The 16640-nt window shown below is 65.7% G+C and carries 10 protein-coding genes and 1 tRNA gene; 10 read left to right on the top strand and 1 reads right to left on the bottom strand.

The genetic code is table 11. The annotated features are described in order from the left end of the window. Positions 1-121: 121 nt before the first annotated feature. The 8 genes from EWV37_RS08365 (at position 122) to EWV37_RS08330 (ending at position 12470) form a co-directional block, all read left to right on the top strand. Positions 122-211 (top strand) — tRNA-Ser (locus EWV37_RS08365). Between the two features lie 583 nt (positions 212-794). Further along, positions 795-1202: a RidA family protein gene (locus tag EWV37_RS08360; RefSeq protein WP_095796262.1), complete on the top strand. Its 408-nt coding sequence runs from the start codon at positions 795-797 to the stop codon at positions 1200-1202. A 93-nt stretch (positions 1203-1295) separates the two neighbouring features. Then, positions 1296-2120 (top strand): thioesterase family protein, encoded by an 825-nt coding sequence (locus EWV37_RS08355; RefSeq protein WP_129700979.1) that lies wholly within the window; start codon positions 1296-1298, stop codon positions 2118-2120. A gap of 104 nt (positions 2121-2224) precedes the next feature. Then, positions 2225-2551, top strand: a complete 327-nt coding sequence (locus EWV37_RS08350) for a 2Fe-2S iron-sulfur cluster-binding protein (protein WP_016996927.1) — start codon at positions 2225-2227, stop codon at positions 2549-2551. A gap of 147 nt (positions 2552-2698) precedes the next feature. Beyond that, entirely contained in the window at positions 2699-5590 is a 2892-nt protein-coding gene (locus EWV37_RS08345) for an FAD-binding and (Fe-S)-binding domain-containing protein (RefSeq protein WP_129700977.1), read from the top strand. A gap of 12 nt (positions 5591-5602) precedes the next feature. Then, positions 5603-6454: a DUF4232 domain-containing protein gene (locus tag EWV37_RS08340; protein WP_129700975.1), complete on the top strand. Its 852-nt coding sequence runs from the start codon at positions 5603-5605 to the stop codon at positions 6452-6454. Further along, positions 6438-11441 (top strand): ATP-dependent helicase, encoded by a 5004-nt coding sequence (locus EWV37_RS08335; RefSeq protein WP_420843753.1) that lies wholly within the window; start codon positions 6438-6440, stop codon positions 11439-11441. The genes EWV37_RS08340 and EWV37_RS08335 overlap by 17 nt, the downstream gene beginning before the upstream one ends. Before the next feature lie 6 nt (positions 11442-11447). Continuing rightward, complete coding sequence (locus EWV37_RS08330; protein ID WP_129700973.1) at positions 11448-12470, top strand: DNA-formamidopyrimidine glycosylase family protein; 1023 nt, start codon at positions 11448-11450, stop codon at positions 12468-12470. 572 nt (positions 12471-13042) lie between these two features. Here the strand turns inward: EWV37_RS08330 and EWV37_RS08325 are convergent. Continuing rightward, positions 13043-14278, bottom strand: coding sequence for a heparan-alpha-glucosaminide N-acetyltransferase domain-containing protein (locus tag EWV37_RS08325; protein ID WP_238663160.1), 1236 nt, complete (start codon positions 14276-14278; stop codon positions 13043-13045). A 248-nt stretch (positions 14279-14526) separates the two neighbouring features. Between EWV37_RS08325 and EWV37_RS08320 the strand changes: the two genes are divergently transcribed. Together EWV37_RS08320 and EWV37_RS08315 are read left to right on the top strand one after the other, a co-directional pair. Next, positions 14527-15393, top strand: coding sequence for an SDR family NAD(P)-dependent oxidoreductase (locus EWV37_RS08320; protein ID WP_202976200.1), 867 nt, complete (start codon positions 14527-14529; stop codon positions 15391-15393). A 53-nt stretch (positions 15394-15446) separates the two neighbouring features. Further along, a complete protein-coding gene (locus tag EWV37_RS08315) occupies positions 15447-16640 on the top strand; it encodes a serine hydrolase domain-containing protein (RefSeq protein WP_202976199.1) in 1194 nt (397 codons plus the stop codon).

The raw sequence follows: 16640 nt of genomic DNA, 5'->3' as shown, positions 1-16640 counted from the left end.
CACCCCAGGGAACTACGCGGACATTCTTACGTGAGGCACCCGCTCCCGTTCCCGGACCTTTTAGCTGAGTCTCGTCGCGGTTTGGTTCCCGGTGGAACCTGACGGTAAAGTACTTCGAGCTGGTGACGTGTCCGAGCGGCCGAAGGTGCATCACTCGAAATGATGTTTGGTGTTAAAGCCAACGAGGGTTCAAATCCCTCCGTCACCGCCAGTCGAAATCGCCCGTTATCCCTAGTCAAACAGGGGTAGCGGGCGATTTCCATGTCGGCGTACCAGCAACCGGGCTCGAATCAGGCGCAGCATCACGGATGACTGCGTGACTACGGACGACCGCGTGGCCCCTGGAACATTTCCGGCAGAGAATCCCACCCCCGAACATTCTGGGTCGAGGTACGCAGTAGGAGCAGGTCAAACAGTGCGATCCTCAGCCACAAATGTCTGACCGCCGCTCCGGTGCCGTGTCATCGACGTTCACATCGCCGGGGTGACAGCAGCTGCAGGCCGATCGACGCTACAGCCTTGGCACATGCACCCTGCACCCTGCACCCTGCACCCTGCACCCTGCACCCTGCACCCTGATCGACGCTACGACCCTGCCCCCCGGCCCGCTGCATTCTGGTCGACGTTGGAACCAAGAATCGCCGGATCTCTGGCGTCACCGTCGATCAACGTGCAACCCCTCCGATCCAGTGGGCCGTACCGTTGATCAGACAGCAGATAGTCCCTCCGGCTTCCACCGGAAACCGATCGCCGTATGCCGAGTCCACATGTCACCAATAGGGAGCGAGAGTTCCGTGCCGAAAGCTGTTTCCCTGATCCGTTCAACAAAACTATCCAACGCAGCCGAGTACGCTTACGCCGCCACCGCGCCCGCCGATTCGCGTCTGATCTTCCTGGCCGGTTCATGTCCGCTCAACGAAGACGGCTCGACCGCGGGGGTCGGTGACTACGCCGTCCAGGCGGCGAAGTGCATTTCCAACATGAAGATCGCCTTAAGGGAAGCGGGTGCCGGAATCACCGATGTGATCAGCACCCGGGTGCTCGTCGCCTCCTCCCGCCAAGAAGACCTGGTGACCGCTTGGGAAGTAGTGCGAGACGCATTCGGTGATCATGACGTTCCCAGCACACTGCTCGGCGTCACCGTTCTCGGCTATGACGACCAATTGGTCGAGATCGAAGCGGTAGCTGCCGTCCTCGACTGATGGATTCGAGCACCGGGGTGCACAGCGAAATCGGCGAAGGACTCTAAGGTGTAATGCAGGACACAAACACCACCTTGCAGGAGGACTTCAAGCATGACCACCGAGCCCAAGCCCCAGCACCTCGGCGCCAATGGGGAGGACGTCCCCGATGCCCACTACGTGCGGACCGGGGACCACAGTTTCCGGACCACGGTGTACACGCAGGGTGCGTGGAGCCCGCTGGAACAGCACATGGCGGCGTCGTCGGGCTTGATGGTCCATGAAATCGAACGCAACCACCCGCGCGAAGACGTGATTCCGGTGCGGTTGTCCTACGACATCCTGGGCTTCATCCCCGGCGGTGACATCGAGGTACACACGCGCGTGCTGCGCCCGGGCAAGACCATTGAACTGCTCGAAGCCACCATGAGCGCGGACGGCCGCGACTGCATCCGGTTGAGCATGTGGCGGTTGAAGACCTCGGACACCCAGGACGTGGCCGGCGGCGAGATCCGCCCCCTGCCTCCGGTCAAGGAGTGCCCGCCGGTGGACATGACCGAGACGTGGGCCGGTGGCTTCATCGCCACGTTGGAGGCTCACCTGGCTCGCGAACCTCGCCCCGGAAGTGCCGCGGGGTGGCTGCGCATCAAGCATCAGGTGGTAGAAGGCGAGGAATCGTCGAACACCGCACGCTTCGTGAGTGCCATCGACACCGCCAACGGCATCGCACCCCGCGTGGAGCCCGGCAAGTGGGCCTTCCCCAACGTGGACCTGTCCATCCACCTGATCCGCGAACCGGTGTCCGAATGGGTGGGCCTGGACACCAACGTGGAAATCGGCCCCGGTGGCGTGGGCCTGACCCACTCCGAACTCTTCGACGAGAACGGCCCGATCGGACGCGTGGCCCAGGCGTTGACCGTGCGCCGCATGGGGGACTGATCACACTTCGCAATACCGTTGGCCTCGGCCGGGCGCTGCGACCGTAGAATGGCCCCTAGTTCTGAGAATCCACAACGGGTCGTAACTGTAGGAGGTCCACCCGAGTGAGCAGCATCAAGATCAATGTGACCGACCGCGACGGCGTGCGCACCGAGGGCGTCGAGTGGAAGGACTACGAGTCCCTCATGGAGGCCCTGACCCGTCACAAATTCCCCATCCTGGCGACCTGCGGCGGCAACGCTTCGTGCTCCACGTGCCACTCGTACCTGGATCAGGAGTCGTTCGTGAAGACCGGCGGCACCAACGAGGAGGAAGAAGACCTCCTGGAGATGCTCGACGACACCCGTCACGACAACTCCCGACTGACCTGTCAGGTCGAATGGAACGAGGACCTCGAGGGCGCCGAGATCATCATCGCCCCGGAGTGGTGAGCCACCAGCTTTAGATCCCGCCGACGCCGCTCGCGCACCTTCCCCACGAAGGTCCGCGAGCGGCGTCGTTGTCTGTGCAGCGCCCCGCGACACGGAAGAAAGGTGACCTAATTGGAATCCCGGGGGCGGGTACGCGAAAGTTAGACCATGACTGCTCTCCGGGATGATCTGACCACTCGTGCCGCGTACGTGTCCGACGCTTCCATCTACCGCAGGCTCCCCCAGGCCGTGGCGGAACCTCGCTCCGTGGAGGAGATCCGCGAGCTGCTGGCCACCGCCCAGGACAAGGGCTGGCCGGTCATCTCCCGCGGCGGTGGAACCTCGGTGGCGGGTAACGCGATCGGTGACGGGTTGGTCATCGACACCTCCCGGTACTTCAACCGCATCCTGGAGATCGACCCGGACCTGCGCACGGCAACGATCGAACCCGGCGTGATCTGCGATCAGCTGCGCGATGCGGCGAGCGAGTTCGGCCTCACCTACGGCCCGGACCCCTCCACCCACTCGCGCTGCACGGTGGGCGGCATGGTGGCCAACAACGCGTGCGGCTCCCACTCGGTCGCGTGGGGCACGAGCGCTTCCAACCTGGTGGCGGTCACGGTCATGCTCGCCGACGGGCGCGAGGTCACCTTGGAGGCCGGCGGCACCTCGGACGCCGCCTTGGATTCGCAGCTCAAGCAACTGCGCGACCGGCACCTGGCCATGCTGCGCACCGAACTCGGTCAGTTCCCGCGCCAGGTCTCCGGCTACGGTCTCCAGTACTTGCTCGGCGAGAACGGCTTTGACGTGGCCAAGGCCTTCTCCGGCACCGAGGGCACGTGCGGCATCATCACCCAGCTCAAGGTGAAGCTGGTCGCCAAGCCCAAGTTCACCGCACTGGCAGTCCTCGGTTTCAAGGACGCTATCGAGGCAGCCACCGCCGCGCCCAAGTTCCGCGTGCCGGGTGTGACGACCATCGAGGGGATGGGCTCGGACCTCCTCACCGCGCTGCGCACCCGCCAGGGTCAGGAGAACGCGGGCGGCGAACTCCCCGAGGGCGGCGGCTGGCTCTACTGTGAGGTCGGCGCGGACACTCAAGAAGAAGCCTTCGCAGCGGCCCAGAAACTCCCCGCGCTGGTCGAGGAGACCGTGGTGGATTCCGTGGTCGTGAGCGACCCCGCCGAGGCACGCGCGCTGTGGCGCATCCGCGAGGCCGGCGCGGGCATCGTGACCCGCCTCCCGGACGGCGGCGAGGCCTGGCCCGGCTGGGAGGACTCCGCGGTTCCCCCGCAGCATCTGGGCGCCTACCTCAAGGACCTCTACGAACTGCTGGACGAGATGAACCTGCGCGGCATCCCGTTCGGTCACTTCGGTGAGGGCTGCGTGCACATCCGCATCTCCTTCGACTTCAACACCGATGAGGGCGTGGCCCGCTACCGCGAATTCATCGAGCGCGCGGCAAAGCTCGTGCACCGCTACGGCGGCTCGGTCTCTGGCGAGCACGGTGACGGCCGCGCCCGCTCGGAACTGCTGAGCACCATCTACACGCCTCAAGCCCTTCAGGCCTTTGCAGAGTTCAAGCGGATTTTCGACCCCGAGAACTTCTTCAACCCCGGCGTGCTCGTGGATCCGGAACCCATCGACCAGGGCATCCGCCCGGGCCCCGGCGCTCGCACGTTCGAGCTCACTCCCGTCCATGCGTTCTCCTCCGACAACGGCTCCTTCGGCCAAGCGATCAACCGCTGCGTGGGCGTGGGTGCGTGCCGTTCGGACGCGGGTGCCATGTGCCCGTCCTTCCAAGCCACCCACGACGAGGTCCACTCCACCCGCGGCCGCATGCGCTCACTCGCCGAAATGCTGCGCGGGGAAACCATCACGGACGGCTGGAAGTCCAAGGAGACCTACGAGGCTCTCGATCTGTGCCTCTCGTGCAAGGCGTGCGCGACCGAGTGCCCGGTCAACGTGGACATGGCCACCTACAAGGCCGAATTCCTGCACCACCACTTCCGCCAGGGCCTCACCTCGTTCATCGGCAAGGACCGCCGCCCCATGGCGCACCTGACCATGGGGTGGATGCCGTGGCTCATGAAGCTCGTGACCAAGGTCCCCGGCTCGCTGCGGGCGGTCAACTTCCTGGAGCGGTTCCGCCCGGTCGAGGAACTCACCAAGAAGCTCGGCGGCATCGAGCCCAAGCGCCGCATGATTCGCTTCAACAACGCCCCGCTCACCTCCTGGTACAAGGCCCGCAGCAAGGGCGACGACGCCGCCCGCGACCTTGCGCGCGGAGGTCACCGAGCGGCGTCGGCGACCGATGACAAACCCTCGGTGGTGCTGTGGCCGGACACGTTCACCAACTTCTCCGCCGATGCTCCCGGTAAGGCGGCGATCGAGGTGCTCGAGGCCATGGGCTACCGCGTGCTCATGCCCATGGGCAACGTGTGTTGCGGGCTGACGTGGCACTCGACCGGGCAGTTGGACATGACCCGCAAGACCCTGCGGCAGACCCTGGACGTGATGGAGCCGCTCCTCGAGGCGGGCTACCCCATCATTGGCCTGGAACCGTCCTGCACCGTGATGCTGCAGCACGACATCACCGAGCTGCTGCCGGATGACCCTCGCGCCCACAAGGTGCAGGTCCTCACGGTTACGCTGGGTGAGTTCACCGCCCAGCACGCCGAGGACGGCGGGCACTGGCCGTTCGGGACCCTGGAGACCCAGGCGGGCCCCGGCCAGGCGCTGTGCCAGGTGCACTGCCATGAACAGTCGATGGGCAACTACTCCCCCGAGCTGAAGGTCCTCGAAAAGTTGGGCGTCAACAGCAACGTGGTGGGTGGCGGTTGCTGCGGCTTGGCCGGTAACTGGGGCTTCGAACCCGGTCACTACGAGGTGTCCCAGACCCTCGGCGAGCGCGAGCTGTTCCCGAGCATCCGCGCTGCTCAACCCGGGACCATTGTGCTCGCGGACGGCTTTTCGTGCCGTACGCAGATCGCGCAGGGAACCGGTGCTGAAGGTGTTCACCTGGCACAGGTGATGCGTGCAGCTATTCGGCCGGAAAAGTAGCACACTGTTGCTATGAGGAGAATCACGCTCGCCCCCCAGAGCACCCGCACCGGTACCCGTCCCGTCATGATCGCAACCGGCCTGGCCGCCGTGTTGTTCTTGTCCGCTTGTGGCGGTGGTGGGGACACCACCGCCGACGAGCAATCAGCCACGCAGTCTCCGTCCGCGTCGGTGAGTGCCACGCCGTCCGCATCGCCCTCGGAGTCTGCGCCTGAATCACCGTCGGAGTCTGCAACCCCCGAGCCCACCGAGTCCGCGGCAGAGGCGTCCGAGACGTCGGATTCCGGCGACGTTGCGGCGGCCCCCGCCCCCGAGGAAACCGCGGCTGCACCGGAAGGCCCGGAGGCTCCGGAACCTGAGCGCACAGCGTCGGCACCCGAACTGGGCATGCCGCCGGCCGTCCCGTTCACCCCGCCCGCCACGGACGGCCAGAGCAACCCCGGTACGCAGGCCGGCTCGTGCAGCGTGTCCCAGCTGTCCGGCAATGTGACGCCCAATCAGGGTGCGGCCGGTTCCGTGCTGGCCTCCGTGAACCTCACCAATACCGGCAATCAACCGTGCGTGCTTCACGGCTACCCCGGTGTCTCCTTCGTTGACCCGAGTGGCGGCACCGTGGGGGCTCCCGCGGCCCGCGACGGGGCCTCCTCCGGCACCGCGATCTCCCTGCAGCCCGGTCAGTCCGCCTCGGCCCCGTTGAAGATCACCCAGCCGGGCACGATCGGTCAGCTGTGCAACCCGCAGCAGACCAACGGCTTCCGCGTCTACCCGCCGGGCAGCTACGAATCCCTGGTCCTGAGCTACCCGGGCCAGGCCTGTGGCAACCCCAAGATCGAGCAGCTCCAGGTGCGTGGTTTTGGGTCTTGACCCGTCCCTGAAGCTCTTCTCCCCGGCGACGGCCACCTGGTTCGACGCCGCATTCGACGGTCCAACCGCCGCCCAGCGCGGCGCGTGGGAGGCCATCGCGGCCGGTCGCCACGCACTGGTGGTAGCCCCCACCGGGTCGGGTAAGACCCTCGCGGCCTTTTTGTGGGCCATCGACCGGCTCATCGCCCGGCCGACCGATGCCGACGACGCCGCTCCCGGACCTTCCGGGGGCGGCTCGCCCGCGTCCGGGGCCAGTGCAGGTGGGGAGACCGATACCCGTGCACAAACCACGGGCGAGAGCTCACCCGCCCCGGTGCAGGACACCCTGCCCGGAACCGAAGTGGACCTGCGGGAGAAAGCCAAGCGAGCGGCGTCGTCGGCCAAGGACGAGGAGCACACATCGGTGCTCTACATCTCCCCGCTCAAGGCCCTGGGCGTGGATGTGGAGCGCAATCTCCGTGCGCCGCTGATCGGCATCACTCAGGCCGCGAAGGCCGCCGGAGTCGCCCCGTCGGACGTGTCCGTGGGCGTGCGCTCCGGTGACACTCCGCAGGCGACCCGGCGATCGCTACTGGCCCACCCGCCGGACATCCTGATCACCACGCCCGAGTCGCTGTACCTGATGCTCACGTCCAAGGCGCGCGAGACGTTGCGGCACGTGAAAACCGTGATCATCGACGAGGTGCACGCGGTGGCCGGCACCAAACGCGGCGCGCACCTGGCCGTGAGCCTGGAGCGGCTCGATGATCTGCTAGAGGAACCGGCCCAGCGCATCGGCCTGTCCGCGACCGTGGAACCGGTGGACACGGTGGCCGGTTTCCTGGGTGGCTCGCAACCGGTGACCGTGGTGCGGCCGCCGTCCGAGAAGGACTGGGATCTCACGGTGTCCGTGCCGATTCCGGATATGACGGCGCTGGGTGGGGCCTCGGCCTCGCCGTACTCGGTGGATTCGGCCAGCATTGACGCGAACCTGGAGGCCTCCGACTACCAGGCGACGGCCTCGATCTGGCCCCACGTGGAGGAACGCATCGTGGATCTGGTGGAGCAGCACCGCTCCACCATCGTGTTCGCTAACTCGCGCGGTCTGGCCGAGAAGCTCACGGCGCGGCTCAACGAGATCCACGAGTTCCGGGTCAACAACGCCCCATCAGCGTCGGAAGATCCTGATGAAACCGAGTCGATTGCGACCGCAGACGCCGCCACCACCGGCGAGTTCGCGGACATCTCACGCCAGCACAACCGTTTCGAGGGCGCCACCTCAGTGCTGGCCCGCGCGCACCACGGTTCGGTGTCCAAGGACCAGCGCAGCCTGATCGAGGAAGACCTCAAGACGGGTCGGCTGCGTTGTGTGGTGGCCACCTCGTCCCTGGAACTCGGCATCGACATGGGGCACGTGGATCTGGTGGTGCAGGTGGAGTCACCGCCGTCCGCGTCCTCGGGTCTGCAGCGCGTGGGGCGCGCCGGGCACCAGGTGGGCGAGGTTTCGATCGGGCGCATGTACCCCAAACACCGAGGTGATGTCCGCGATGCCGCCGTGATCTCGGAGCAAATGCTGGCCGGTCGGCTGGAGCCGCTCGCGATCCCCGCCAACCCGTTGGACATCCTCGCCCAGCACACGATCTCCGCCGCGGCCGCCGAGGACGTGGACGTGGAGGCCTGGTTCGACACCCTCCGCCGTTCGGCGCCGTTCCGAAACCTGCCGCGCTCCGCGTACGACGCCGTGCTGGACCTTCTCGCCGGACGCTACCCGTCCGACGAGTTCGCCCACCTGCGACCCCGTGTGGTGTGGGACCGCGAAACCGGCACGCTCCAGGCGCGCCCCGGAGCGCTGCGTTTGGCCGTGACCTCCGGCGGCACCATTCCCGACCGCGGCCTGTTCCCCGTGTTCCTGGTGGGCGATCAGGACGGCAAGAACCCCAAGCGCGTGGGCGAGCTCGACGAGGAAATGGTCTATGAATCCCGTGTCGGGGACATCATCGCCCTGGGCGCCTCCAGCTGGCGGATCGAGGACATCACCCACGACCGCGTGGTGGTTTCCCCCGCCCCGGGTGTGCCCGGCAAGCTTCCCTTCTGGCACGGCGACGGCCTGGGCCGGCCCGTGGAACTGGGGCGCGCCGTCGGCAGCTTCACGCGCGAGATCGGTGGGGCCTCGCAGGAGACCGCCCGCGAGCGCCTCACCGCTGCTGGTCTGGACGAGTGGGCGCAGGACAATTTGCTGGCTTACTTGGACGAACAGCGCCTGGCCACCGAGCACATCCCCGACGACCGCACCCTGGTGGTCGAGCGCTTCCGCGATGAATTGGGCGACTGGCGCGTGGTACTGCACAGCCCGTTCGGTAAACCGGTGCACGCGCCCTGGGCCCTGGCCGTGGGCGCTCGCCTGGAGGAACGCTGGGGTCTCGACGCCGCGTCCCAGGCCGGTGACGACGGCATCGTGCTGCGCGTGCCTGCCACGGACGAGGAACCTCCCGGTGCGGAGCTCTTCCTTTTCGACCCGGATGAACTCGAACACACCGTGACCGAGGAAGTGGGCGGTTCCGCGCTGTTCGCATCCCGGTTCCGGGAGAACGCCGCCCGCGCTCTGCTGCTGCCCCGCAGCGATCCCGGCAAGCGCACGCCGCTGTGGCAGCAACGCCAGCGTTCGGCGCAGTTGTTGGACGTGGCCCGCAAATATCCGCAGTTCCCGGTGATCCTGGAAACGGTGCGCGAGTGCCTGCAGGACGTCTACGACCTGCCCGCGCTGTTGCGGTTGCAGCGCGAGCTGGCCGGGCGGAAGTTGCGCCTGGTCGAGACCACCACGGACACTCCCTCTCCCTTCGCGCGCACCCTGTTGTTCGGGTACGTCGCGCAGTTCCTCTACGAGGGCGATTCCCCGCTGGCCGAGCGCAAGGCCGCCGCGCTGTCCCTGGATCCGGCATTGCTCAACGAACTGTTGGGCCGGGCCGAGCTGCGGGAACTGCTCGATCAAGAGGTCATCGAGCAGATGGTGGCGCAGCTGCAACGGCTGGCCCCGGATCGCAGGTTGCGCGGTGTGGAAGGTGCGGCCGATCTGCTGCGACTGCTCGGGCCGATGACTCCCGCCGAAACCGCCCTTCGGTTGCGTCCGCAGGACTCACTCGAAACCGACGACCTTCACCTGAGCGAATCCAACGCGAAGGCCCTGCTGGATCAGCTGGTCACCACCAACCGCGCAATCACCATGCGCGTGGGCGGCACCGAGGTCTACTGCGCGGTGGAGGATGCGGCCCGGATGCGCGATGCCCTGGGGATTCCGCTACCCATGGGTGTGCCATTGGCGTTCCTGGAACCGGTGGCCGATCCGGTGGGCGACCTGGTCTCCCGCTACGCTCGCACGCACGGCCCGTTCAGCGTGGCCGAGGCCGCAACGGCGCTGCGCCTGGGTCCGGCCGTGGTCGAGTCCGCGCTGCGGGCCCTGGGCAAACAGCGTCGCGTCAGCGAAGGCGCGTTCCGTCCGAGTGGCGACCCGGCGGCGTCGGACTCGGAATGGTGCGATATCGAGGTGCTGCGCACCCTACGACGCCGCTCGCTCGCGGCGCTGCGCGAAGACGTGGAACCCGTGGCGCCCAGTATTTACGCCAAGTTCCTGCCGGCGTGGCAGCACGCGGTCAAGGGTCATCAAGTGCGCGGGCTGGACGGCGTGCTGACCGTGATCGATCAGCTCGCGGGAGTGCCGATTCCGGCCTCCGCGTGGGAGCCGCTCGTACTGGCGCAACGGGTCGTGGATTACCGCCCCGGAATGCTCGATGAGCTCATGGCCACCGGTGAGGTGTTGTTCTCCGGAGCCGGGTCGCTGGGTGACGAGGACGGCTGGGTCGCGTTCCACTTGGCCGAGTCCGCGGAGTTGTCCTTGCCGCCGGTCGAGAAGCTGCAGGTTGCGGCGTCGGAGTTGGATTCCGAGCTGGAGAAACAAGTGCTGGCTGTGCTGCAGGGCGGCGGCGCGTATTTCGCGTGGCAGCTGATCGAGCCGCTGTCCCAGGCGGGGCTGGCTGTGGGGATGCCCGAGTTGCGGACCGCGCTGTGGAACTTGCTGTGGGCGGGGCTCATCACCAATGACACGTATGCGCCGGTGCGCGCGCTGATGGCGGGCGGGCATTCCTCGCACAAGACGCCCAAACGACCGGCGCGGTCACGCGCGGCCGGCCGACGCGGTGCCGCCCGGTTGCGCGGGCTGTCCCGGCCGGGGACGACGTCGGGCATGGGCGTTTCCGGGGCAGAGTCCGGCGGTCACGTGGTGCGAGCCCAGGGCGGTTCCGAGGAGCGCACCACGGCCGGTCGCTGGTCCGTGCTGCGGCCCGAACCGCTCAACGCCACGGTGCGCGCGCAAGCGCAGGCCGAGCTGCTGCTGGATCGCTACGGAATTCTCACGCGCGGACCGGTTGCCGTGGAGGACGTGCCGGGCGGGTTCGCGACCGTGTACAAGGTGCTGCGGGCGTTGGAGGACGCGGGGCGGGCGCGGCGCGGTTACTTCATCGAAGGACTGGGGGCCGCGCAGTTCACTCAACCGGCAACGGTTGATATTTTGCGCAGTTTCTCCGAGGACGATTCGGTGCGCGCCCCCGAACCGCAGGTGCTCGCGCTGGCCGCCACCGACCCGGCGAATCCGTACGGCGCCGCGCTGGACTGGCCCGAGGTGGTGGCACTGGAATCCTCGACCAAGCACCGCCCGGGGCGGAAGGCCGGCGCCATCGTGGTGCTCGTGGACGGCGATCTGGTGCTGTACCTGGAGCGTGGAGGCAAGACCGCGCTCGCGTTCACGGCGTCCGAGAGCGAGTTGCGCATGGCGGCCGAGGCCGTGGCGGGTCTCGTGCAACGGCGTGCAGTGGACTCACTCGTGGTTGAGAAGGTCAACGGCGAATCCGTGCTGTCATCGATCGAGATGGTGACTGCCGTGCGGGAAGGACTGTTGTCCGGAGGCTTCTACCAAACGCCGCGCGGGGTTCGTATGCGCGCACCACTGAGCGGGTGATCGCCCATGCCAGAGGGCGATTCCGTCTACCGGCAATGCAAGATGCTCCGCGAGGCGCTGAAGGGGCAGGTGCTGGAATCCTCGGATCTTCGGGTGCCCACGTTGGCGACCACTGACCTGTCCGGGCGCACGGTGATGGATGTGGTGCCGCGGGGCAAGCACATTTTGATCCGGTTGTCGGCGGCCCCCAACGCTGACGAGCTGAGGTCCGGTGCCGAGCCACTCACCCTGCACTCGCACCTGATGATGGACGGCACGTGGCGGGTATTCGAGCGGGCCGGGACGTCTCGAGATAGCGGCGAGCGGGCGGCGTCGGCGTCGTCCGGAACTTCCCCGGCCGTTCGCGGAAGGCGCGGGCGGCAGCCGTATCGCCGCTACGCGAGCGTGCGCTCCCGCGCGGAGGCTCGCACGCCGTTGAGTGCGGACGTGTCGATCGGGCAGGGTTCGCACACGATCCGCGCGATCCTGCGCACGGCGACCGTGGACGCGATCGGTTTCGATGTGAAAGACGTGCGGCTGGTTCCCACGCGGCTGGAGGACCAGGAGCTCGTGGGCTATTTGGGTCCGGACATCCTCGGCCCCGATTGGGACGTGGACGAGGCGCTGCGCAGGTTGCGCGCCCAGCCGGATCGCGCGATCGGCACGGCCCTGATGGACCAGCGCAACCTCGCGGGCATCGGCAACGTGTACCGGGTGGAGGTGCTGTTCATGACGCGCACCAACCCCTGGGCACCCGCGGGATCGATTCCGGATGCGAAGCTCGTCGAGATCGTGAAGCTGGCGCACAAACTACTCAACCTGAATCGCGACCGCCCCTTGCGATCCACGGTGGGCCACCCCGCGACCGGGCGCCCGCTCTTCTGGGCCTACGGCCACTACGACCAGCCCTGCCGCCGCTGCGGCACGCGCCTCAAGCGCGGCGAGATCGACGACGCCGCCCCGTCCATCACCGAGCCCCGCGATCCTGCCGCGGTCCAACACTTGCGGCAGATTGCGTGGTGCCCGAGGTGTCAGGGCGCTGACTCTTGAGGCGCCGAGAATCCCACCGACGTCTCATCGAGCCGTTTCGAAATCGACGAAGTCGACGACTCCTCTGGGCATTCTTGAGTTCGGAGCTTGGGGACGGAATTACCGCCATCGTGATTCCACTGGCCGTCCCCCTTGGACTGACCGCGATCCGAAAGCCATCCTGATTACCTTTGGGACAAGCTCTGCAGTGCCTGTAACCGCCAGTGGGTACGCATCTGGAGCAGGACCGGATAGACATGCAGCAGGAGACCAAGCCCAAAGATCCACAGTGCTGCGGGCAGCGAAGCCACCGCGGCAATTGGCGTAGCGACTACGTGGACTACAGCTCCCCAGGTGTGCGCCACCGCATTGGAGCGGACAGAAGCGAAAAGCTCCTCCGCTGGTTCGCGTGTCCCGAGATGGGGCCTCAGCGAGCTGCCTCCGCGCCCACCACATAGAGGCCATATGCGGAGAGCGCGGAAACCACGAGAGCGGTGATCAATGCGACTCCTCATCTCGCCAGCTGGTCCGGCATCGAATCCGGTGGTGAGCACTGGATGCGTGCGCGTGGGCTCATCCACGATACGTCAGTGTCAGGCTCCGAAATCGGTGCATCCTGAACTTCCGCCCATGACAATTCTGCGAGCGCCCGTGACCCCGTAACCGATGGCTCGCTCCAGGGGCCCCTTGCCCAGGTTCAGGTACCACACCAGAGCAAAGACCACTGCGACCACCAAGTGGATGAGGTACCAGAGGTAGGGCCGGTCGTAGTGAATCTCGAAGGAGAGTGCCACCAAGTGGGCGGTGTAAAGAGTCAACGTCATGACGCCCATGGCCGTGAGCGGCAACAACCAGTCTCCGGCTTTTCGGGCAATCAACAGGAAGACCCCGAGTGCGGCCATACTCACGCCCAGACTCGCCGCAAGCGAGAGCGGGGTGTCTGCGTGAGGAGTGGTGATAGCCAGCCACCACGGAGTGGAAGTCGGCAAGGAGTCAGGGCCCCACGTCAGGATTTCGACTAACTTTTCCTCGCTCACCTGCGAGGAGTCCAACAACCGTTGATAGCCGCCCAGTCCATACAGCAGGATGTAGGACGTCACGTGAGCTACGACTGCCACTCCGACACCGGCGACCAACAGAGTGATCTGAGTCTTGATCCTGCGCAGGTCCAACCGGCCGATAGCCATCCCGGCCAGTAGATAGGTCATGTACGGCAGCGCAGGATAGGAGCCCGTCAACATCAGCTGAGACAATGTGCCCCCCGGTTCCAAGAGGACCGTTCCCAGCGTGGGATTGTGGGAGCTCCACTCGGGTAGGACATCAAGCAAGTTCTGCATCAACAAGGGTGCCAGTAGGCCAAAGGCCCCCGCCGACACGAACAACGCTTTGGGGCCGAGGCGCAGGAACGGTATGGCCAGCAAGAAGAACATCCCGTAGTAGATCAGGATGTTGTAGGCGGGCGGTTCTTCCGACATCAAGGTGCCGATCCACAGCCCCACGAGAGTGATCAGTACGGCTCGGACGGCTATGCCCGCTCGATCGGCAGTCAGTCGCTTTCCCTGGTGCGGGTTTCTGCCGCCGGTGCTCAGGGCCAACCCAACACCCGCCAGCATGGCGAAGAGAGCCGCTGCGTTCCCGGAAAACAGTATCCAACTCAGTGTCGCTTCTCCGGTGTCCTCGTTCCACGCTGGGAGAAGGTGGGTGGCCATCATGCCAACCAATGCCAAGCCCCGGGCAGCGTCGATTCCGACCAGCCGCTTGGACAGCTTCTTCGGTGCCCGGTCCATTTCTATCGGATGGTTCTTCCCCGCCCCATCTATGGCGTTCATTGATCCCCCTGAATCCCCCCGAATCCTAGGTGCCGCCGATTGCGCGCTCCCTTATTCGGTCCTCGGCCCCGGAACCTCCGAAGATAAGGCAGCCTAAATACTCTCACCTCAACGTGATGTCCACATCCCAGGAACCTGAAGCTTTCGTAAGAATTTTCCCCGATCTAGGCCTGCTCGGACCACCGGGGCCGCAATCTCTTTCAGAACCTAGACAGGTGTCTACTTTTCTGCCAAGCTACCCGGAAGATGTGAGCTGGCACACAGCCATGCTGCACGGTGATTTCCAACGGATGGAGAAACACATGGATCTGGACGACAAAGTTGCAGTCATCACGGGAGCAGCGTCGGGCATGGGTCTGGCCGCCGCGAAAGTCCTCACCCGAGCGGGCGCCGTCGTATACGGAATGGACCTTCGCCAGGAAGCTTTGGACGCCGACTTCGCCCGACTCGAAGGAGCCCAAGGATTCGCGGTAGATGTCTCCGACTCGAACGCGGTGAATGAGGTCTTCGAACGAATCAATAAGGACCACGGAAAGTTGGACGTTCTGGTCAACGCCGCGGGAGTCTCCACACCCAATCGGGAGAAGCAAACCTGGGTCGATGAGATCAATGCCACCATGATCGAGTCCTTCAAGGCCGGTGAGCCGTACAACCCCGAGTTCCTACAGGGAATCAGCGACGAAGACTTCGACCGGGTGGTCGCCATCAATCTCAATGGCACGTTCTACACGATCCGTGCGGCCGTTCCTCTCTTGAAGAAGGCCGGTGGCGGGTCGATCATCAATTTCGCCTCGGTGGCCGGATTGATCGGACTTCCGATGCCGGCGTACTACCCGGCGTCCAAAGCTGCGGTCGTCGGCCTCACCAAGGCCGTGGCCGCGGAACATGCGCCCTTCAACATCCGCGTCAATGCCCTGGCCCCGGCCGGAATCAACACCCCTATGTTCACCGCCTCCGGGGAGGACCATGTGCAGGCACTCCTCGCACTGCAGCCCCTCAAACGCGTAGCGGAACCCGAGGAGATCGGGCAGACGGTTCTGTTCCTCGCCTCTGACGCCGGAGCCCACTACACGGGGCAAACCCTGTCGCCGTCCGGCGGCGCCCTCATGCTCTGAGACCCACCTCAATTTTCGAACGGAGCCACTCGATGCAGCACACTTCCACACAGGTGACCACACCCACAATCTCCGAGGTACCCGGCCTGGACCGGCGTTTCTTGGAGGTCCTCGACGAGACCATTCGCGAGGACATCTCCCGGGGCGATTATCACGGCGCCAACATCGTGGTGGCCCGCCACGGTCAAGTGGCCCTTCGCGGCAGTTACGGCCTGGCAGACATCCAGTCGCAGCGCCCCACCAAGTCTGACGATGTGTACCGCATTCTTTCCATGTCCAAGGGGTTCACCAATGCCCTGATCTACCGGGCACTGAGCGAAGGCCGGCTGATGCTGTCCACCCGCGTGGTCGATCTGATCCCCGAGTTCTTCGGTACCGAGCCGTTTCGCGCTGCCCGGAAGGACCGGATCAACGTGGCGCACCTGTTGACCCACCGCGCCGGCATGCCCGCGACGCCCAACCCCGGGCTGGGCCCGGAAGGATTCGCAGTGTTGGCGGACGTCATTTCCGCGCTCTGCGGCGTGGACGTGGTGCATGAACCGGGCACCAATCTGAACTACTCCGCGGCCATCAACCATGCGCTCTTGGGTGAGATGGCCCGCCGCGCCTACGGTGCGGAGTCCTTCCGTGAGCTCATGCAGGACAAGATCTTCACCCCCGTAGGCATGACGAACACACGCTTCGGAATGCCCGCAGAATTTGCGGATCGCGCGGTCCCCCTGAAGGTCATTGTGGCCAATGACTCCTGGCTCAAACCCGAAGACATCGAATGCCTCAATGAGGTCATCGACCGACCGGATGCCGAGATGCCGTGGGTCGGCGCCGTCTCGACCATTGACGACGTCTTCGCGTTCACGGAAATGCTGCGGCACCACGGCCGTACCGCATCCGGTGAGCAGATCATCGGGGAGTCTGTACTGGACTTCGCCACCACCAATCAGACGGGCAATCAAATCAACGACCTCTACGGTATGGTCGCCGCCGCCAGGAAGTGGGAACTTCCCCCGGGGAACATGGGTTTGGGTATGGCGCTGGCCGGATCAGGTACGCACGCGCGCTTCTTCGGCCCCTTCGTCTCCCCACGAACCTTCGGCTCCTACGGCGCCGGATCGTCATTGCTGTGGGTGGATCCCGTGAGCGATGTGTCCTTCTGCTTCCTCTCGTCCGGGGTCATGGACGAAGGCGACAACGTTGCGCGTTTCCAGAAACTGTCCACGATCGCGGCTTCCGCCGTCTCCGACAACTAA

The organism is Kocuria carniphila (assembly GCF_004136555.1).
Classification (GTDB): Bacteria; Actinomycetota; Actinomycetes; order Actinomycetales; family Micrococcaceae; genus Kocuria; species Kocuria carniphila.
This window is presented reverse-complemented; position numbering and strand designations above follow the sequence as displayed.

What these genes read in the sequence shown, in the direction of transcription:
- EWV37_RS08355 (WP_129700979.1), top strand. Translation starts at nt 1,296, where the DNA reads ATGACCACCGAGCCCAAGCCCCAGCACCTCGGCGCCAATGGGGAGGAC.
- EWV37_RS08345 (WP_129700977.1), top strand. Translation starts at nt 2,699, where the DNA reads ATGACTGCTCTCCGGGATGATCTGACCACTCGTGCCGCGTACGTGTCC.
- EWV37_RS08340 (WP_129700975.1), top strand. Translation starts at nt 5,603, where the DNA reads ATGAGGAGAATCACGCTCGCCCCCCAGAGCACCCGCACCGGTACCCGT.
- EWV37_RS08330 (WP_129700973.1), top strand. Translation starts at nt 11,448, where the DNA reads ATGCCAGAGGGCGATTCCGTCTACCGGCAATGCAAGATGCTCCGCGAG.
- EWV37_RS08325 (WP_238663160.1), bottom strand. Translation starts at nt 14,278, where the DNA reads ATGAACGCCATAGATGGGGCGGGGAAGAACCATCCGATAGAAATGGAC.